Raw genomic sequence first — 18,709 nt, forward strand, 5'->3', positions numbered from 1 at the left:
AATATGGCCCTCACGCTTGTCGCTCCGCGTACGGCGCTGCCCCCGAGGGGGCGGGCCTTGCTTGGGGCGCCCGGCGCGGCGGCCGTTGCGGCACGGTGGCAACGGCATCGCAATTTAACAGAGGCTGATACATGAGCACGATGGAAAGAATTCTGCGTCTGATGGCTGACAAAAAGGCCTCGGACGTTTACCTGTCGGCTCATTCCCCGGCCCTGATCAAGATCAACGGCGAAGCCATCCCCATCAACAGCCAGATCTTGCCGGCCGATGCGCCGCGCAACCTGCTGGCCGAGATATTGCCACCTGAGCGTATCGAGGAAATGGAAGAGCTGGGTGAGCTCAACATGGCGTTTCCGCTGGCGGGGGTCGGCAATTTCCGCATCAGCGGTTTCCGCCAGCGCAACACCTATGCCGTGGTGATTCGTTATGTGCCGACCGAGATCCCGCCGCTGGACAGCCTGAGCCTGCCGCCCATCCTGGCCGACCTGATCATGGAAAAACGCGGCCTGCTGCTGATGGTCGGCTCCACCGGCGCTGGCAAAAGCACCACCTTGGCGTCCATGCTGGACCACCGCAACGCGACCACGACCGGCCATATCCTGACGATTGAAGACCCGGTGGAGTTTTTGTTCAGCAACAAAAAATCAGTGGTGAACCAGCGCGAGGTCGGCAGCGACACGCAGTCCCTGCAAGTCGCGCTGAAAAACGCGCTGCGCCAGGCGCCTGACGTGATCATGATCGGCGAAATCCGCGACCGCGAAACCATGTCGGCCGCGATTGCCTATGCGCAGTCCGGCCACCTGTGCCTGGCTACCATGCATGCCAACAACAGCTACCAGGCGCTGAACCGCATCCTGAGTTTTTACCCGGTCGAGGTGCGCAACACCATGCTGGGCGACCTGGGCGCGGCCATGAAGGCCATCGTCTCGCAGCGCCTGCTGCGCACCCAGGCCGGCGGCCGCACGCCGGCGGTCGAGGTCATGCTCAATACAAAACTAGTTTCGGAGCTGATCGAAAAAGGCGACTTTTCCGGCGTCAAGGAAGCGATGGAAAAATCCATGGCCGAAGGCTCGCAGACCTTCGAGCAGGACATCGCCAAGCTGATTGGCAATGGCACGGTCACGCGCAAGGAAGGCCTGCAACACGCCGACTCGCCGACCAACCTGATGTGGCGCCTGGAAAACGACTTTGCCATCGCCGCCAAGGCGATCGCGCCCGAAGACGACCACGATGACGAAGCCTCCTTCACGGAAATCACCCTGGACGTGCGGCACGACTCGAAATACGGCAGCTCAGGCTTCACCCCTCTTTAAACGCGGCCCCGGCCCATTTTCATGTCTTCCACTCTTCGACTTGCAGAACAACTGATCTCCCGCCCCTCGGTCACGCCGGACGACGCCGGCTGCCAGGCCATCCTCGCCGCGCGGCTCCAGCCGCTGGGTTTCGAATGCGAAACCATCGTCAGCGGGCCTGAGCACTTCCGCGTCACCAACCTGTGGGCGAAATTTAAAGGTTTTAGCCCTCTGGCCCAGGCGGGACGGGCGAAAACAGCTATGGATTCAGTAGCGTCTTCGGCGCCGCGCACCCTGGTTTTCGCCGGCCATACCGACGTGGTGCCCACCGGTCCGCTGGAGCAATGGACCAGCCCGCCCTTCACGCCCAGCCACCGCGACGGTGTTTTGTATGGCCGCGGCGCGGCCGACATGAAAACCTCGATCGCCGCCATGGTCGTGGCCGTTGAAGAGTTTCTGGCCGCCAACCCCAAGCCGAATTTGTCCATCGCTTTTTTGATCACCAGCGACGAAGAAGGCCCGGCCAATGACGGCACGGTGGTGGTCTGCCAGCAGCTCAAGGCGCGTGGCGAGGTGCTGGACTACTGCATCGTTGGTGAACCGACCTCGGTGCTGCAGCTCGGCGACATGATCAAAAACGGCAGGCGCGGCACCCTGAGCGGCAAACTCACGGTCAAAGGGGTGCAAGGCCACATCGCTTACCCGCACCTGGCCGACAACCCGATTCACCGCTTTGCGCCGGCACTGGCCGAGCTGGTGGCCACCGAGTGGGATGCCGGCAATACATTTTTTCCGGCGACCAGCTGGCAGGTGTCGAATGTGCACGGCGGCACTGGCGCGTCCAACATCATCCCGGGCGAGCTGGTGGTGGACTTCAACTTCCGCTTTTCCACCGAATCCACCGCCGGCAGCCTGAAAACGCGGCTGGAGGCGGTGTTGCAAAAACACCAGCTCGACTACGCACTGAAGTGGACCCTGGGCGGCCAGCCCTTTTTGACCACGCCGGGCGAGCTGGTGCAAGCCGTCAGCGGCGCCATCCAGGCCGAAACCGGGGTGAACACCGAGCTGTCCACCACCGGCGGCACCAGCGATGGGCGTTTTATCGCCAGCATCTGTCCGCAACTGATCGAGTTCGGCCCGATCAACGCCTCCATCCACAAAATTGACGAACATGTGCTGGTCAGCTCGCTGGACCCGCTGAAAAACATCTACAAAGGCGTGCTGGAGCGTCTGGCCGCCTTATGACCACCTTGACACCCGAGCCGACGGTGCTGGCCCTGATTGAACACTGGGCCGACCAGCTGGAAGCTGCCGGCCTGAGCCAGTCCGACGGTTTTGGCCAGGGCACCCTCACTGCTTTTGACGAAGCTGCCTGGCTGGTCCTGTGGCGCCTGGGTTTGCCGCTGGATGATCTGGATTCAGTAGAGAACAGGCCTGTAGCCCCCGCCGATGTTGCTCAGGTAGCTACACTTTTGGAAGCACGCATCAGCACCCGCCAGCCCGCCGCCTACCTGACCCAGGAAGCCTGGCTGCAGGGTGTGCCTTTTTACGTCGATGAACGCGTGATCATTCCGCGCTCTTTGATTGCCGAGTTGCTGCTTGACGAAAGCATAGACCCCTGGCTGGGCGAAGACACGCAGCGCGTGCTGGACCTGTGCACCGGCAACGGCAGCCTGGCCGTGCTGGCCGCCATGGTCTACCCCGACGTGACGGTGGATGCCGCCGACATCAGCCCGGACGCCCTGGCCGTGGCCCGCATCAATGTGGACAAACACCAGCTGGCCGAGCGCATCACCCTGATCACCTCCGACGGCCTGGCCGCCTGCCGCGGCCCGTACGACCTGATTTTGTGCAACCCGCCCTATGTGAACGCGGCCACCATGGCCGCCTTGCCGGCCGAATTTCGGGCCGAACCGGCCCTCGCGCTGGCCGGCGGTGACGACGGCATGGACTTTATAAGAAGCCTTTTTCTAAACGCCGCCCGCCATATGAGCGAAAATGCGGTGTTGGTGCTGGAAATCGGCAACGAGCGCGAGCATTTTGAACGCGCTTTCCCGCACCTGGAACCGCTCTGGTTTGAAACCAGCGCCGGCCCCGACCAGGTTCTGCTCCTCACGCGCCAACAACTGGCTTGAGACTTGCGTCTCGGGCGATGACCTGTGGCGCAGCGTGCCGCCCGAATAATTATCTTGAGTCTGTCTGTTAAATGATTACCCTTAAAAACGTGGTGCTGCGTCGTGGCGCCAAAGTGATTCTCGACAGCGCGTCTGTCACCCTCAACCCCGGCGAAAACGTCGGCCTGGTGGGGCGCAATGGCGCGGGCAAGTCCTCGCTGTTTGCCATGCTCAACGGCACGCTGCATGAAGACGGCGGCGAGTTTTACATTCCCGCGCAGTGGCGCATGGCGCAGGTTGCGCAGGACATGCCCGAGACCGAGCAAAGCGCCACCGACTACGTGATCGAAGGCGACGTGGTGTTGCAGGCGGCCCAGGCCGAAGTCGATGCCTCCGAGGCCAGCGGCGACGGCGACCGCATGGCCCACGCCTACATGGAGCTTTACGACGCCGGCGCACACGACGCGCAAGCGCGTGCGCAAGCACTGATTCTGGGCCTGGGTTTCAAGCTCAGCGAACTCGACAACCCCGTCAACAGTTTTTCCGGCGGCTGGCGCATGCGTTTGCAACTGGCGCGTGCGCTAATGTGCCCGTCCGACTTGCTGCTGCTTGACGAACCGACCAATCACCTGGACTTGGACGCCCTGGTCTGGCTGGAAGCCTGGCTCAAACGTTACCAAGGCACCATGCTGGTCATCAGCCATGACCGCGAATTCCTGGATGCCGTGACCAATGTCACCGTGCACATCGAAAGCGCCAAACTCACGCGTTACGGCGGCAACTACAGCAAGTTTGAAGACCTGCGCGCCGAGCAGATGGCGCTGCAGCAGGGTGCTTATTCCAAGCAGCAGGACAAGATTGCCCACCTGCAAAAATTTATCGCACGTTTCAAGGCCAAGGCCAGCAAGGCCAAGCAGGCGCAAAGCCGGGTCAAGGCGCTGGACCGCATGGAGAAAATCGCGCCGCTGCTGGCCGAAGCCGATTTCACCTTCGAGTTCAAGGAACCGGCGAATCTGCCCAACCCCATGTTGTCGATGCAGAACGCCTACTTTGGCTACCCGGCACCGGAAGACGCGCCCGAAGGCACACCGCCCACGGTTATCGTGCAAAACGTCAGCAAGTCGGTGCTGGCCGGCCAGCGCATCGGCATTCTGGGCGCCAACGGCCAGGGTAAATCGACCCTGGTCAAAACCGTGGCGCGCGCCCTCGCCCCGATTCAAGGCGACATGACCGAAGGCAAGGGCCTGAACATCGGCTATTTCGCCCAGCAAGAACTCGATGTGCTGCGCCCCGCGGACAACCCGCTGGAACACATGATCCGCCTCGTCAAAGAGGTGACGGCCGCCGGCAAGATGGGCAGCCAGCCCACCCGCGAGCAGGATTTGCGCAGCTTCCTGGGCAATTTCAACTTCGGCGGCGACATGGTCAAGCAGGCCGTGGGCAGCATGAGCGGCGGCGAAAAAGCCCGGCTGGTGTTGTGCATGATCGTCTGGCAGCGTCCCAACCTGCTGCTGCTGGATGAGCCGACCAACCACTTGGACCTGGCCACGCGTGAGGCGCTGTCGATGGCGCTCAACGAGTTTGAAGGCACCGTGATGCTGGTCAGCCATGACCGCGCCTTGCTGCGCGCCGTGTGTGACGAGTTCTGGATGGTCTCGCAAGGTGGTGTCGCGCCGTTTGACGGCGACCTGGACGATTACCAGAAGTATTTGCTGGACCACGCCAAACGCCAGCGCGAAGAAGCCAAAAAATCCAGCAGCAACGCCGCACCTGCCGCAGTCGCTACCAAAACAGTAGCTGCCAGCGCCCCATCCACGGGGGCTACGGCCACTTTTGATGCCAAGAAATCGACTGCGAACAAAAAAGACGACGCCCAGCGCCGCCAGCAGCAGTCAGAGAGCACCAAACCGCTGCGCAAGGAACTGGAAAAAATTGATACCCGCATGCTGTCCTTGACGACAGAACGCGACAACCTGCAGGCCTCGCTGGCAGCCATCACCGCCCCGGCGGAAATGGCCCAGACCGGTAAACGTCTGAAAGCCATTGAGAACGAAATCGGGACGCTGGAAGAGCGCTGGTTAGAGCTCAACGAGCAAATCGAAACCGCCACGGCGTAAAAAACGGGGCTTGGGCTGCGGCCCTAACCCCGGCTTACGTTTCGCGCTAAAGTGCCTTCATGCCTTCCGCACTTCAAATGGCTGCCAACGACGCAGCCCTCCAGGCCGCTGTTGCCCGTGGCCGCAAGCTGCTCAACAAACGTGCCCTGGTGGCCGCCGCGGCCAGCGCCGTGCCGGTCCCCGGCCTGGATTGGGCCGTCGATGCCGCCATGTTGTCCAAGCTGATTCCCGAGATCAACCGCGAGTTCGGCTTGAGCCCCCAGCAGCTCGACCAGTTAGCGCCGAAAAAGCGCGAGCAAGTCCAGAAAGCCGTGACCCTGGTCGGCTCGGTCTTGATTGGCAAGTTCATCAGCCGCGACCTGGTGATGAAGGCCGCCACCAAAATCGGCATGCGCCTGACCACCAAACAGCTCGCCAAATACGTCCCCTTCGCCGGCCAGATTGTCTCTGCCGCCGTGGGGTATGCGGCGATTCGTTACCTGGGGGAAGAACACATGAAAGATTGCATTCGGGTGGCCCAGCAGGCGCAACTGGAAGTGCCGCTGCTGGGGCACACGGCTTAGCCAGTTTGTCGCGCCCTCGAGGCAATGCTAATTGGGGCGCATGAGAGTAACGCGGCTGCATGCATGTTCGAGCGATGACGATGTTCGGTGTCGTTCCGGATTGTTCAGCCCACATCCATCGCCATTCGCATCATTCTTCTTATCGCGACAGACCCCTCTTTATCAAATAGACACAAATCACCGCCAAAATGTGGACAAATTAAGGATTCCGCTTGCCCATGCCACTCTTGTCCTCTGACGGCCTTCGCCAATCCCCCGCTCTTCCCTCCCCCTCGCCTTCATCTTTACAGTGTTTGCAACCCGTGCTGTTGGCCATAGCCCTGGCCGGCGCGCTGACGGCCTGCTCGGACAAAAGCGCAGCCACGCCGGAAACCGCCAAGGCGCCGGTGCAAGTGGGCGTGGTCACCCTGCAGCCCGAGAGCCAAACCCTCTCCACCGAATTGCCTGGCCGCACCAGCGCCTTCATGAGCGCGGAGATCCGCCCGCAGATCAGCGGCATCGTGCAAAAGCGCTTGTTCACCGAAGGCGCCCTGGTCAAGGCCGGCCAGCCGCTGTACCAGATCGACCCCGCCGCCTACCAGGTCGCCGAAGCCAGCGCCAAAGCCGCCCTGGCCAAGGCCCAGGCGGTCGCCAAGACCGCTGAAGTCAATGCCAAGCGCAACGCCGAGTTGGTGCAGATCGATGCCATCAGCCGCCAGGTTTATGACGAGAGCCAGGCGGCGGTGCAGCAAACGGCGTCCGACGTGGCCGTGGCCAAGGCTGCGCTCGACAACGCCCGCATCAACCTCGACTACACCCGCATCGTGGCGCCCATCTCGGGGCGCACCAGCCTGTCCACCGTGACCCCGGGCGCCCTGGTCACTGCCAACCAGACCAGCGTGCTCACCACCGTTTCGCAACTCGACCCGGTCTATGTGGACGTGACCCAGTCCAGCACGGAGTTGCTGCAGCTCAAGCGCGAGCTGGCGCAGGGCCGTTTCGAGCGCGTCGGCCAGGGCGATGCGCGCATCAACCTCAAGCTCGAAGACGGCAGCGCCTACCCGAACCCGGGCCGCCTGCAGTTTGCCGGGGTCAGCGTGAACCCGGGCACCGGCGCAGTGACCTTGCGGGCCGTGGTGCCCAACCCGAACGGCGTGCTGATGCCTGGCATGTATGTGCGCGCGCAGCTGGAAACCGGCGTGACGCCGCAGGCGCTGATGGTGCCGCAGCAAGCGGTGACCCGCGACACCACCGGCAAGGCAAGCACGCTGGTGGTAGGAGTCGACAACAAGGTAGAACGCCGAGCTATCAAGGTGGACCGGGCCGTCGGCAACCGCTGGATGGTTGCGGACGGACTGACTGCGGGTGACCGCGTGATCGTGGATGGCTTGCAACGGATCAAGGTGGGTGATGTGGTGGCCCCCAAGGACGTGGTGCTCAAGCCTTCCACACCAGGCAAAACCTCTGCGGTAGCACCGGCTGCATCCGCGGCCGCCTCCGGCGCTCTCTGAAAAGGCGTCCATGGCACAGTTTTTTATCAACCGCCCCATCTTTGCCTGGGTGTTGGCAATCGTCATCATGCTTGGCGGCTCCATGGCCATCAAGACCTTGCCGGTCGAGCAATACCCCGACATCGCGCCGCCGCGCGTGTCCATCTTCGCCCTTTATACCGGTGCCTCGGCCGAGACCGTCGAAAACTCGGTCTCGCAGGTCATCGAGCAGCAGCTCAAGGGCCTGGACAACCTGCTCTACATGGGCTCGACCAGCGACGCCTCGGGCAGCTCGCGCACCACGCTCACCTTCAACCCCGGCACCAACATCGACGTGGCCCAGGTGCAGGTGCAAAACAAGCTGCAGCAGGCCATGTCGCGCCTGCCGCCCGCCGTGCAAAGCCGCGGCGTGACCGTCACCAAGGGCGGCAACGACTACCTCATGACCTTCACCTTCACCTCGCCCGACCCGAGCGTGAGCCAGGTGGACATTGGCGACTACATCAGCAGCAGCCTGGTCGACGTGATCGGCCGCATTGATGGTGTGGGTGACGTGAGCCTGTTCGGCACCGGCTATGCCATGCGCGTGTGGATGGACCCGGCCAAACTGGAGAAATACGGGCTCATGCCCTCGGATGTGGGCAATGCCATCAATGCGCAAAATGCCCAGGTTTCGGCCGGCCAGCTCGGCGCCCTGCCCGCCGTGGGCGAGCAGCAGCTCAACGCCACCATCACGGCGCGCACCAAGCTCAAGACGGTCGAAGAGTTCAACAACATCCTGCTCAAATCAGCGGCCGACGGCGCCGCCGTGCTGCTCAAGGACGTGGCCCGGGTCGAGCTCGGCGCCGAAAACCTCACCGTCACCTCGCGCCTCAATGGCCAACCTGGCGCCGGCATGGGCATTGTGCTGGCCGACGGCGCCAACGCCATGGCCGTGTCGGACGCGGTGAACGCCAAGATCGCCGAACTGCAGCCCTTCTTTCCCTACAAGCTCAAACCCTTCATCAGCTCGGATTCCACGCCCTTTGTGCGCGCCTCGACCCACGAGGTCATCGTGACACTCATCGAGGCCATGATCCTGGTGGTGATCGTGATGTTCGTGTTCCTGCAGAACTTCCGCGCCACGCTGATCCCGGCGATTGCGGTGCCGGTGGTGCTGCTGGGCACCTTGGGCGTGCTGTCCCTGGCAGGTTATTCGATCAACACCCTGACCATGTTCGGTCTGGTGCTGGCCATCGGTCTGCTGGTCGACGATGCGATCGTGGTGGTCGAAAACGTCGAGCGCGTGATGAGCGAAGAAGGCCTGTCGCCCAAGGAGGCCACGCGCAAATCGATGGCCGAGATCACGCCCGCGCTGGTGGGCATTACGCTCACGCTATCGGCGGTGTTCATTCCCATGGCCTTCTTTGGCGGCTCGACCGGCGTGATCTACCGCCAGTTCTCGATCACCATCGTCTCGGCCATGGCGCTGTCGGTGTTCGTCGCCCTGACGCTCACCCCCGCCCTGTGCGCCACCTTGCTCAAACCCGTGGCCAAGGGCCAGCACAGCCCCCATGGCAGCGCGCCGCGCAAGGGCCTGCTCGGGCTCAACGACCGCTTTTTTGCCTGGTTCAACCACCACTTCGATCGCACGGCCGAGCGCTACCAGGGCGCCGTGGGCGGTGTGATGCGGCGCAGCAAACGCATGGCCGTGGTGTTCCTGCTGCTGTGCGCGGGCATGGCGGTGCTGTTCATGCGCCTGCCCACATCCTTTCTGCCCAACGAAGACCAGGGCTTCATGCAGGTGCAGATCACCTTGCCCGCCGGGGCCTCGAATGCACGCCTGCAGGCGGTGATGGAGGAGGTGAAGGACTACCTGGGCAAACAACCCGACGTGATCAGCTTCAACTCGATCACCGGGCTGAGCGGCGACCAAAGCTCGGCCCGCGGCTTCGTGCGCCTGACGCCCTGGGACCAACGCAAGCGCGCCGACCAGAGCGCCGAGGCCATCGCGCGCAAGGCCACCAAAGACCTGGCTTCGATCCGCGATGCACGCATCTTTGTGCTGCTGCCACCCGCCGTGCGCGGCCTGGGCGCCAATGCCGGCTTCAACTTCCAGCTCAAGGACTTGAATGGCCTGGGCCATGCGGCCCTGGTCGAAGCCCGCGACAAGGTGCTCAAGCTGGCGCGGGAACACCCCGAGTTGAGCAATGTGCGCGCCAGCAACCTCGACGACACCGCACAGCTGGGCGTGCTGATCGACGACCGCAAGGCCGCGGCCCTGGGGCTGTCGACCAGCGACATCAACAGCGTGCTGTCGAGCGCCCTGGGCGGCACCTACATCAACGACTTCTTGAACAACGGCCGCGTCAAGCGCGTCTACATGCAGGGCGACGCACCCTATCGCATGCTGCCGCAAGACATCGGCCCCTGGACGGTGCGCAACAACCTGGGCCAGATGGTGCCGTTCTCGGCCTTCATGTCCACCGAATGGACCTATGGCTCACCGCAGCTGCAACGCTACAACGGCGCCCCAAGCTACGAGTTCGTCGGAAACCCCGGCGCCGGTGTGAGTTCGGGCGTGGCCATGGATGTGATCGAAGACATCATGAAAGAAATGCCCCCCGGCATTGGTTATGAGTGGACCGGTGCCTCCTACCAGGAGCGCCTGTCGGGTGCCCAGGCGCCGCTCTTGTATGCCATCTCCATCCTGTTCGTGTTCCTGTGCCTGGCCGCCCTGTACGAAAGCTGGTCGGTGCCCGTGTCGGTGATTCTGGCCGTGCCCCTGGGCGTCATCGGCGCCCTGCTGTTCACCAGCCTGCGCGGCCTGTCAAACGACGTGTACTTCCAGGTCGGCCTGCTCACCACCGTGGGCCTGGCCGCCAAAAATGCCATCCTGATCGTGGAGTTCGCCACCCAGTTGCAGCAGCAGGGCCGCAGCGCCTTCGACGCCGTGCTGGGCGCTGTGCGCCTGCGCCTGCGGCCCATCTTGATGACCTCGCTGGCCTTCGGCTTTGGCGTGCTGCCGCTGGCACTGGGCACGGGCGCCGGCGCCGGTGGCCGCCACGCGATTGGCACGGCGGTGCTCGGCGGCATGGTGTTCTCTACTGTTTTAGGAATTTTCTTTGTGCCTGTTTTCTTCCTGCTGATCCGCAGCTGGTTCGCGCGGCCTGACAAGGCCCCCGAGCCGCCCGCCGCCGCCGCCCAAGAGGCGGCACCATGATGCGCCGCCCCCTGTCCTTTCCCCTGCGCCAGCTCGGCTGGAGCGCGCTCGCCGCCACCGCCTTGCTGACCGGCTGCGCCAACCTGGCATCCGACTACGAACGCCCGGCCCTGCCTGTGCCGCCTGCTTTGGGCAACGCCGCCACCGGCACCGCCCCGGCCAGTAGCGAGATTCAGCGTCTGGACTGGAGCGCCTTTGTACAGGCGCCGCCCCTGCGCGAGCTGATCGCGCTGGCGCTGGACAACAACCGCGACCTGCGCGTGGCTCTGCTGGCGATTGAAAAAGCCCGCGCGCAATACGGCGTGGAACGCGCCAACCTGCTGCCCAGCGTGGCCGCCACCGGCCTGGGCAACCGCACCCGCAGCGCAGCCGACCTGACCACCAGCGGCCGCGCCCAAGACAGCAGCCAATACAGCGCGCAACTGGGTTTCAGCAGCTACGAGATCGACTTTTTCGGCCGCGTGCGCAACCTGAACGACGTGGCCCTGCAAGAATATTTGCGCATCACCGAAAACCAGCGCAGCGTGCAGCTGAGCCTGATCGCTGAGGTGGCCAACGCCTGGCTCACTCTGGCGGCCGACCAGCAGCGCTTGCAACTGGCGCGCGACACCCTGAAAAGCCGCGAGGCCTCATATACGCTCACCCAGCGCATGCACAGCCTGGGCGCCACCTCGGGCCTGGTTCTGGCACAAAACCAGACTACGGTGGACAGCGCCCGCGTCGACGTGGCCAGCTACGCCAGCCAGGTGGCGCGCGACCGCAATGCGCTGCAGGCCCTGGTGGGCGCGCCAGTGCCGGCGCCGTTGCTGCCGCCCGCGCCCGGCCCCGGTGCGACGGTTGCGGCCCTCTTGGCCCTGCCCGCCGACCTGCCTTCGTCGGTGCTGCTGCAGCGCCCCGACGTCACGGCCGCCGAGCGCAGCCTGCTTGGCAGCTATGCCAGCGTGGGCGCGGCGCGCGCCGCGTTCTTCCCCAGCATCACGCTCACGGCCTCGCTCGGCACTGCCAGCAGCGACTTGTCGGGTTTGTTTGAGACCGGTAACGGCACCTGGAGCTTCATTCCGCAAATCCGACTGCCGATCTTCGATGCCGGACGCAACCGCGCCAATCTGCAGGTGGCCGAAGCCAACCAGGGCATCGCCGTGGCGCAGTACGAGAAAACCGTGCAGACCGCCTTCCGCGAAGTGGCCGACGCCCTGGTAGACCGCGCCACCCTGGCCGACCGCTTGGCCGCCCAGGCGTCGCTGCTCGACGCCACGCAGCGCGCCTTTACCCTGTCAGACGCACGCTTCAAAGCCGGGGTGGACAACTACCTCACGGTGCTCGACGCCCAGCGCTCGCTCTACTTGGCGCAGCAAGCGCTGATCGGCCTGCAACTGGCCGAACAGGCCAACCGCATCACGCTGTACAAGGTGCTGGGCGGGGGCTGATGGCACCAGCCCCCCAAAAATGGCTTGCTGTTCAGGATTAAACAGCAGGCCGTATGGGAATGCTTTCGAGGCGGCCGTGGCCGGTGTGCATGCGGCTGTGGGTCAGATGTATCGCGCGGACCCCGAGCAAGGCAAAGACTTGGCGCGGGCTCTCAAGGGGGGACTGGTTGTGTTGAGGATGGGCGGTTTGTTACGCCTCGCTGGCTAGAGCGCGCGTTTAATGGACATGGGCAACTGGTGAGCCCCGAGCAGTTGCTGAATAGCGCCACTGCGATGTAGACGCTCGACAGTTAGACGGAAGCCCGGTCACGTGCCGGGCTCTTTTCATTCTTGAGCCGGTGACAGTCTGGTGACAGTGAGCGCAAGATCGAATCACAATCTCGACAACACAGCCAGGCGCGCAGTCGTGAAAAATAAAAAAGCTCTTTGAGGGGGCATCTCGGCCAAATCTGTCACCAGACTGTCACCGGCTCAGAAACGAAAAAAGCTTGCCATCGTTTTGATAGCAAGCTTTTCAGTACCTGTAAGGCTTATATGGTGGGTTCTGCGAGATTCGAACTCGCGACCTACGGATTAAGAGTCCGCTGCTCTACCAGCTGAGCTAAGAACCCAAAAGCGTTAACCTTTCGGCGGACGCTTTTTAAAAACCTGGTGGGACCTGCGGGGGTCGAACCCACGACAAACGGATTAAAAGTCCGCTGCTCTACCAACTGAGCTAAGGTCCCAAAGAAAAAGCGCCAGCCCTTCCAGGCAGGCGCTTTTAAAATTTGGTGGGACCTGCGGGGGTCGAACCCACGACAAACGGATTAAAAGTCCGCTGCTCTACCAACTGAGCTAAGGTCCCAGGATTTCTCCCGGTTGCACTACATTGTCTGCAGCACAGCCTCAAATTATAGCGTCATTTTTTGGCGCTTTAAAAACTTGCTCAGCAATTTTTCCAAGAACCCATCCGGCCGCACACAAACCGAAGGTCGAGGTCACACTCACCACCGATCCGTAACCGTGGCAATTCAGGCTGCCATCACTGGCTGCATCGCTTGGGAGATCGCAGGCATCGCCTTCTGCGGACGTACTGTTTTCAGTTTTGGCAAGGGTTGCAGGTTGCTGCACGGCCTCGCGGCTGAACACACAAGCAAGGCCGATTTTTCCCTTGCGGGCTGCGCCCTGCTCTTTGCGCAGGCGGTAACGCAGTTGCGCCAGCAAGGGGTCGTGTGTGACCAGGGACAAGTCTTCAATATCCACCTTGTGCGCGTGACGCTTGCCACCCGCCGCACCCACACTGATGAAGTTGATTTTGTTCTTGATAGCCCAGGCGGCCATGGCGGTTTTTGCCCTGACCTGATCACACGCGTCAATCATCGACACCGTGTCGGCGCCTTGCGCGTCCAGTCCGGCAATCGCCGGCCAGTTGCTGGCATCCACAAATTCTTCGACGCAACACACCTGGCAGTCAGGGTTGATGTGCGCAATACGATCGCGCATGGCGATCACCTTGGCTTGCCCCAGCGTGGTATCCAGCGCATGAATCTGCCGGTTGATGTTGGACTCGGCAATGTGGTCCAGGTCAATCAAGGTCAGCCTGGCCACGCCGCTGCGTGCCAGGGCTTCAGCGGCCCAGGAGCCCACGCCGCCCAGACCCACAACGATCACATGAGCTGCACGAATCTTCTGTGCGCCGGCCACGCCATAAAGGCGCGCCAGGCCGCCAAAGCGGCGCTCCAGATCCGCAGGGAAATCGGCAAGAGTTTCAGCCATGACTTATTTCCCGCCGGCCGCAGTAAGAGACACGTCTTTCGTCGAAAGCGTGGCCATCATCAAGCGCTGCGCTCCAGCCGCCAGACCTGGTAGCGCAGACCGACGACACAACCGGCCACGATGGCTGCCACGGCCACAATACTGGTGGCACTGAGCGTTGAGACGCCGGACAGACCTTGTCCGATGGTGCAGCCCATGGCCGTGACGCCGCCCACACCCATCAGTACAGCGCCGGCGAGGTGGTTGGCCGTGTCTTCGGCATCGCGAAAACCTTCCCAGCGAAAGCCTCGTGACAGCAGCGAATACAGTGCCGAGCCCGCGACCACGCCAAACACCGAGACGATACCAATGGTCAACAGCTTGCTTTTGTCACTGAAAAACATCAACCAGTCGATGGTGTAGGCCACGGGCGATACAAAACTCAAAGCTTCCATACGACCGGAATTGGTGGCCAGAAAAGCGTCCTGCAGCGTGTCGGGATGTTCGGCCACATAGCCCAAATGGCCGCTGACCCACCACATGCCGGCGATCACGGCACCTATGCCCAGGCCCGCCAGCAGATTATCAAAGCGGCGAAACTCGGCGCCAAGCAGCGCCCAGATGATCAGGCCACCGCCGAGCACCAGCGCCAGCACCAACCCGGCCAGGGCCGGCGATACACCGGCCAGACCAGCGGCCCAATTGGACAAGGCGGCGTTGCTGGAAAAGTCGATCGCCACCTGGTCCACGGTTGCGACACGCAGCACCGCGGTGATGCCTTTGAGTGTTGCAAACGCGGCCACCCCCATGACCACAAACACCACCAGCGATTTCAGGTTGCCGCCGCCTATGCGCACCAGCGTCTTGCTGCCGCAGCCTGACGCCAGCACCATGCCAAAGCCAAACAGCAGACCGCCAACCAGAGCGGACAGCCAGATCAGGCGGTTCGAGGCATACAGGGTTTTGCTGGGATCAATCATCCCGGCCGCAGCCATGCCGTAAAAACCGATCATAGCCACGCCAATGGCCATGCCCCACATGCGCATGCGGGTCCAGTCGCCCATGTTGATGATGTCGCTGACGGCACCCATGGTGCAGAAATGCGTGCGCTGGGCGATGGCGCCAAACAGCATGGAGAGAATGAAGGCCGCCCAGAGAACCTGGGTGGTGAGTGTGTTGAGCTGGGTAATATCCATCCCCCCAATTTTAGGGGGTGAATGAGCCGCCGCTTGCGCCAGGGGCCATCAGCCACGGGTGGTCGACCCATGGCTGTGTTCCCGGCGTTTTATTTGAGCTTGGTCAGACGCTCTTTGGCAACCGACGCGGCTTCCGACTGGGGATAGGCTTTCACCAGGTCTTCCAGTGTCTTGCGCGCTGCTTTCACGTCTTTGAGTTCGACCTGGCAGTTGGCCACGGCCAACACCGCCTCAGGCGCACGCATGTGTTCAGGATCAGCCGCAACCAGTGCGCGGAAATTGACAATGGCGTCGCGGTAGTTGCGCGAAGCGTATTGGGCATTGCCGAGCCAGAACAGTGCAGGCGCCTTGTAGCCGCTTTGCGGATAGCGCTTCAGGAAGGCCGTGAAGGCCGCTTGCGCCGGCGCAAACTCGCCTTTGCGCATGACGGCCAGCGCCGCATCAAACTCCTGCTTTTCAGCCGGATCGGCCACAAACTCCTTGCCGTCCACGGTGACCTTGGACGGCTCGAACTTGCGCAGCCTGTCGTCCACGCCTTGCGACAAGTCCTTCTGGCGACGCTGGACTTCGGAGAGTTCACGCGCCATCTGTTCATCCTGCCCGCGCATCTGCGCCATCTCTTTGCGCATGACCTCGAGCTGGCTGGACAAATCAAGCAGACTGCGACGCAGTTGCGCGTTGTCTTCATTGGCCTTGCGCAACTCCTCCGTCAGGCGCTGCTGCGAGCCGTCCAGCCGCTGACGCACTTCAAGAATGGCTTTGCGGGCTTCGTCGTCTTCGAAAAGACCGGCATGGGCATTGAAGGCGAACGCGCAGCCCAAGGCGACCAGGGCGATCCGGAAGTTCTTCAAGGTCAAAGCTCCAGCTTAACGGTAGTTGAATTCAGCGCGGCGGTTTTTGGCGTAAGCCGCTTCGTCGGAGCCGGAGATCGCGGGTTTTTCCTTGCCAAAGCTCACAGCTTCGATCTGGGCATCAACAGCACCCATCAGGCCCAGTGCGCGGCGCACGGCTTCGGCACGTTTTTGGCCCAGTGCCAGGTTGTATTCGCGGCCGCCACGTTCGTCGGTATTACCTTCGATGACCAGTTTGCGGTTTTTATTGGCGTTCAAGAAACGGGCATGGGCTTCGATGGTGCCCTGGGCTTCCGGCTTGACAACAAAGCTGTCGTAGTCGAAATAAATCACTTTGGCCGCGCCTTGAGGGCCTGCCAGCGAAGCGTCCGAGGCGTCAATTTGCACCGGCGCCACGCCGCGGCCAGCCACGCCGGAGGCGTCACCGGTGGCGCCCTGCCCCGCTGTGCTGGCAGCCCTGTTTTCGACAGGAACTTCGTTGAGCTTGACGCCGGAGCTGCAGCCGACCAGGGCGGCGGTCAGGGTGATGGCAGTGGCGAGTGAAATCAGAATGCGTTTCATGGATGAGTACCTTGGGGTAAAAAAGATAAAAAAGAGGGGTTTAAAAATGCGGGTTTAACGCTGAAAAGGGCCCCAGTCCGGCTCACGGATGTCTCCGGTAGCGCCGGTCAGGCGGGCTTTGATCTTGCCGTCCAGCGTCGTGGTCAACAAGGCTTCCTTGCCTGACTGCTGGGTCGCATAGACGATGAGTTTGCTATTGGGCGCAAAGCTTGGGCTTTCATCGGCATTGGTATCGGTGATCGCCACGCCAGTACCTTTGCCCAACTGCATCAAATGCAGCTTGAAGGCGCCACCGATGCGTGAAATATAGGCGAGCCAGCGACCGTCCGGGCTGATGGCTGGAGATATGTTGTAACTCCCGGTAAAGGTGATTCGTTCAACATTGCCGCCACTTGCGCCCATGCGGTAGATCTGCGGCGAGCCGCCCCGGTCGCTGACGAAATAAATGAATTTCCCATCCGGTGAGAAGGCCGGCTCGGTGTCTATGCTCGCGGACTGGGTCAAGCGGCGCGGCTCGCCACCTGACGCGGAAATGGCATACAGCTGCGAACCGCCGTCGCGGCTCAGCGTGGCGACCAACTGATTGCCATCGGGCGCCCAGGTCGGCGCGCTGTTGGAGCCACGGAAGTTAGCCAGAAGGCGGCGCTTCCCGGAAACCACGTCGTGGGCATAAATGACCGGCTTGCGCGATTCAAAAGACACATAAGCCAGTTGCGATCCGTTCGGCGACCACGAGGGCGAAATAATCGGCTCGGGACTGGTCAACGCAGACTGCGCGCCTTCACCGTCGGAGTCGGCCACCCACAGGTTGTAGCGCGTTCCAGCTTTGGTCACGTAGGCAATACGCGTGGAGAACACCCCTTTGTCGCCGGTCAGTTTTTCGTAGACAAAGTCGGCAATGCGGTGGGCTGAGAGGCGCAGGTCAGCTTGCGGCACCACATAACTTTGCCCGCCCAGGTCTTGTCCACGCACCACATCCCACAGGCGGCAACGCACGTCGTAGCGGCCATCCGCCAGTCGCGTCACGCTGCCCGTCAGCAGTGAATCGGCGGCGCGCTGGCGCCAGAGCGAAAGATCGGGCCGGGCACTTTCGTCCAGGGCGTTGCCGCTGGCATCGACCGCGCGAAACTGGCCGCTTCTTTCCAGGTCGGCCTGCACAATGGCTGCGATTTTTTGCGGTGACTGCGCATCGCCGCGAAAAGCTGCAATGGCAATCGGCAACTGGGTCAGGCCGACACCAGAGACCTCGACCCGGAATTGCGCCCACGTGGGAAACACGGCCAGGGAGCCCAGGCCACCGGTCAAGCCGGCGATAAACGTGCGCCGTCCTGACAACAGGGCTGGCGACGAAGTCGAATCAGTTTTTTCTGGATGCATTTTTCTGGTTCAAACAATACAAGGTGAAATATTTGCCAAAGGCAGCTTGGGCTTGCATGGCGCACACGGCGAACCCCATGCTGCCATCGAGGATGCCGAGGCGAAAGATATAGCTTTTCAGGAAGGCCATCAGCCCCGATGTTACCGCCCTGGGCATGGAACTGGTCTTGCCGCGTGCATGCGCCTGCTCGGCCCAAGCCTGGCTGTACTGCGCCAGCTTGCGCCAGTAATGCGCGGGGGTCGGATAGCTGTAGTGCAAGAGCTGGGACTTCAAGCGCGCCAGCGTGCCGGATTTCAGGATCACACGTTCATGCACCAGATCGTTGCTGAACTCGGCTTGACCGCGGCGAAACAGGCGCAAGACGTGGTCCGGCGTCCAGCCGCAGTGCTGAATCCATTGGCCGCAAAACTGTGTGAGCCGTGGAATTTCAAAGGCATGGGTCCCCGGGGTTTGCATGGCCTGCCGGATTTCGGCGGCCAGTTCGGGGGTAACACGTTCATCGGCATCCAGCGAGAGCACCCAGTCCTGCGTGGCCAGACCCAAGGCCAGATTTTTTTGCGGACCAAAACCGGGCCAGGTCTGGGTGGTCGTGACCTCGGCCCCAAAAGCGCTGGCGATGGCCCGTGTGTTGTCCGTACTCGCGCTGTCCACCACGACCCACTGGTCGGCAAATCGCACGGATTCCAAGCATGCCTGCAAATTGGCCTCTTCGTTTTTGGTGATGATGATGACAGACAGGCTCATGGTGCGCGAGGTGTTGGTGTTGAATTTCTCAAGCCGGCTACCCCAAGCAAACCTGCGCGAA

14 protein-coding genes and 3 tRNA genes are annotated in these 18,709 nt (G+C 62.3%); 8 read left to right on the top strand and 9 right to left on the bottom strand.

All coding sequences use genetic code 11. The features are described from left to right. Window positions 1-131: 131 nt before the first annotated feature. The 8 genes from R6254_RS03225 (at window position 132) to R6254_RS03260 (ending at window position 12,184) form a co-directional block, all read left to right on the top strand. Window positions 132-1,313: a PilT/PilU family type 4a pilus ATPase gene (locus R6254_RS03225; protein ID WP_318404388.1), complete on the top strand. Its 1,182-nt coding sequence runs from the start codon at window positions 132-134 to the stop codon at window positions 1,311-1,313. Between the two features lie 21 nt (window positions 1,314-1,334). Continuing rightward, window positions 1,335-2,537, top strand: coding sequence for a succinyl-diaminopimelate desuccinylase (gene dapE, locus R6254_RS03230; protein WP_318404390.1), 1,203 nt, complete (start codon window positions 1,335-1,337; stop codon window positions 2,535-2,537). After that, on the top strand, window positions 2,534-3,427 hold the full coding sequence (gene prmB, locus R6254_RS03235) for a 50S ribosomal protein L3 N(5)-glutamine methyltransferase (RefSeq protein WP_318404392.1): 894 nt from the start codon (window positions 2,534-2,536) through the stop codon (window positions 3,425-3,427). The genes dapE and prmB overlap by 4 nt, the downstream gene beginning before the upstream one ends. Window positions 3,428-3,498: 71 nt before the next feature. Next, complete coding sequence (locus R6254_RS03240) at window positions 3,499-5,523, top strand: ABC-F family ATP-binding cassette domain-containing protein (RefSeq protein ID WP_318404393.1); 2,025 nt, start codon at window positions 3,499-3,501, stop codon at window positions 5,521-5,523. Between the two features lie 59 nt (window positions 5,524-5,582). After that, on the top strand, window positions 5,583-6,086 hold the full coding sequence (locus R6254_RS03245) for a hypothetical protein (protein WP_318404394.1): 504 nt from the start codon (window positions 5,583-5,585) through the stop codon (window positions 6,084-6,086). A 302-nt stretch (window positions 6,087-6,388) separates the two neighbouring features. Next, a complete protein-coding gene (locus R6254_RS03250; RefSeq protein ID WP_489685527.1) occupies window positions 6,389-7,576 on the top strand; it encodes an efflux RND transporter periplasmic adaptor subunit in 1,188 nt (395 codons plus the stop codon). A 10-nt stretch (window positions 7,577-7,586) separates the two neighbouring features. Further along, window positions 7,587-10,757, top strand: coding sequence for an efflux RND transporter permease subunit (locus tag R6254_RS03255; protein WP_318404397.1), 3,171 nt, complete (start codon window positions 7,587-7,589; stop codon window positions 10,755-10,757). Continuing rightward, window positions 10,757-12,184 carry an efflux transporter outer membrane subunit gene (locus R6254_RS03260; RefSeq protein ID WP_318405193.1) on the top strand — a complete coding sequence of 476 codons (1,428 nt, stop codon included), beginning with the start codon at window positions 10,757-10,759 and terminating at the stop codon, window positions 12,182-12,184. Before R6254_RS03255 ends, R6254_RS03260 begins: the two co-directional genes overlap by 1 nt. 535 nt (window positions 12,185-12,719) lie before the next feature. Here the strand turns inward: R6254_RS03260 and R6254_RS03265 are convergent. The 9 genes from R6254_RS03265 to R6254_RS03305 form a co-directional block, all read right to left on the bottom strand. After that, window positions 12,720-12,795: transfer RNA gene (locus tag R6254_RS03265), tRNA-Lys, on the bottom strand. Window positions 12,796-12,833: 38 nt separating this feature from the next. Further along, a tRNA-Lys gene (locus tag R6254_RS03270) sits at window positions 12,834-12,909 on the bottom strand. A gap of 43 nt (window positions 12,910-12,952) precedes the next feature. Further along, a tRNA-Lys gene (locus R6254_RS03275) sits at window positions 12,953-13,028 on the bottom strand. Between the two features lie 41 nt (window positions 13,029-13,069). Further along, window positions 13,070-13,939 (bottom strand): tRNA threonylcarbamoyladenosine dehydratase, encoded by an 870-nt coding sequence (locus tag R6254_RS03280; RefSeq protein ID WP_318404398.1) that lies wholly within the window; start codon window positions 13,937-13,939, stop codon window positions 13,070-13,072. Between the two features lie 59 nt (window positions 13,940-13,998). Next, window positions 13,999-15,114, bottom strand: coding sequence for a YeeE/YedE family protein (locus R6254_RS03285; protein WP_318404399.1), 1,116 nt, complete (start codon window positions 15,112-15,114; stop codon window positions 13,999-14,001). Between the two features lie 89 nt (window positions 15,115-15,203). Continuing rightward, complete coding sequence (ybgF, locus tag R6254_RS03290; protein ID WP_318404400.1) at window positions 15,204-15,965, bottom strand: tol-pal system protein YbgF; 762 nt, start codon at window positions 15,963-15,965, stop codon at window positions 15,204-15,206. Window positions 15,966-15,980: 15 nt separating this feature from the next. After that, complete coding sequence (pal, locus tag R6254_RS03295; RefSeq protein WP_318404401.1) at window positions 15,981-16,526, bottom strand: peptidoglycan-associated lipoprotein Pal; 546 nt, start codon at window positions 16,524-16,526, stop codon at window positions 15,981-15,983. Window positions 16,527-16,580: 54 nt separating this feature from the next. Next, window positions 16,581-17,903, bottom strand: coding sequence for a Tol-Pal system beta propeller repeat protein TolB (tolB, locus tag R6254_RS03300; protein WP_318404402.1), 1,323 nt, complete (start codon window positions 17,901-17,903; stop codon window positions 16,581-16,583). Further along, window positions 17,884-18,648 (bottom strand): glycosyltransferase family 2 protein, encoded by a 765-nt coding sequence (locus tag R6254_RS03305; protein ID WP_318404403.1) that lies wholly within the window; start codon window positions 18,646-18,648, stop codon window positions 17,884-17,886. The genes tolB and R6254_RS03305 overlap by 20 nt, the downstream gene beginning before the upstream one ends. Window positions 18,649-18,709 lie beyond the last annotated feature (61 nt).

Origin of the sequence: Polaromonas potterensis (genome assembly GCF_033446725.1) — a bacterium.
Lineage (GTDB): Bacteria > Pseudomonadota > Gammaproteobacteria > Burkholderiales > Burkholderiaceae_C > Polaromonas.

What these genes read in the sequence shown, in the direction of transcription:
- R6254_RS03260 (WP_318405193.1), top strand. Translation starts at nt 10,757, where the DNA reads ATGCGCCGCCCCCTGTCCTTTCCCCTGCGCCAGCTCGGCTGGAGCGCG.
- tolB (WP_318404402.1), bottom strand. Translation starts at nt 17,903, where the DNA reads ATGCATCCAGAAAAAACTGATTCGACTTCGTCGCCAGCCCTGTTGTCA.
- dapE (WP_318404390.1), top strand. Translation starts at nt 1,335, where the DNA reads ATGTCTTCCACTCTTCGACTTGCAGAACAACTGATCTCCCGCCCCTCG.
- R6254_RS03245 (WP_318404394.1), top strand. Translation starts at nt 5,583, where the DNA reads ATGCCTTCCGCACTTCAAATGGCTGCCAACGACGCAGCCCTCCAGGCC.
- R6254_RS03280 (WP_318404398.1), bottom strand. Translation starts at nt 13,939, where the DNA reads ATGGCTGAAACTCTTGCCGATTTCCCTGCGGATCTGGAGCGCCGCTTT.
- R6254_RS03255 (WP_318404397.1), top strand. Translation starts at nt 7,587, where the DNA reads ATGGCACAGTTTTTTATCAACCGCCCCATCTTTGCCTGGGTGTTGGCA.
- pal (WP_318404401.1), bottom strand. Translation starts at nt 16,526, where the DNA reads ATGAAACGCATTCTGATTTCACTCGCCACTGCCATCACCCTGACCGCC.
- R6254_RS03285 (WP_318404399.1), bottom strand. Translation starts at nt 15,114, where the DNA reads ATGGATATTACCCAGCTCAACACACTCACCACCCAGGTTCTCTGGGCG.
- R6254_RS03240 (WP_318404393.1), top strand. Translation starts at nt 3,499, where the DNA reads ATGATTACCCTTAAAAACGTGGTGCTGCGTCGTGGCGCCAAAGTGATT.
- prmB (WP_318404392.1), top strand. Translation starts at nt 2,534, where the DNA reads ATGACCACCTTGACACCCGAGCCGACGGTGCTGGCCCTGATTGAACAC.
- R6254_RS03305 (WP_318404403.1), bottom strand. Translation starts at nt 18,648, where the DNA reads ATGAGCCTGTCTGTCATCATCATCACCAAAAACGAAGAGGCCAATTTG.
- R6254_RS03225 (WP_318404388.1), top strand. Translation starts at nt 132, where the DNA reads ATGAGCACGATGGAAAGAATTCTGCGTCTGATGGCTGACAAAAAGGCC.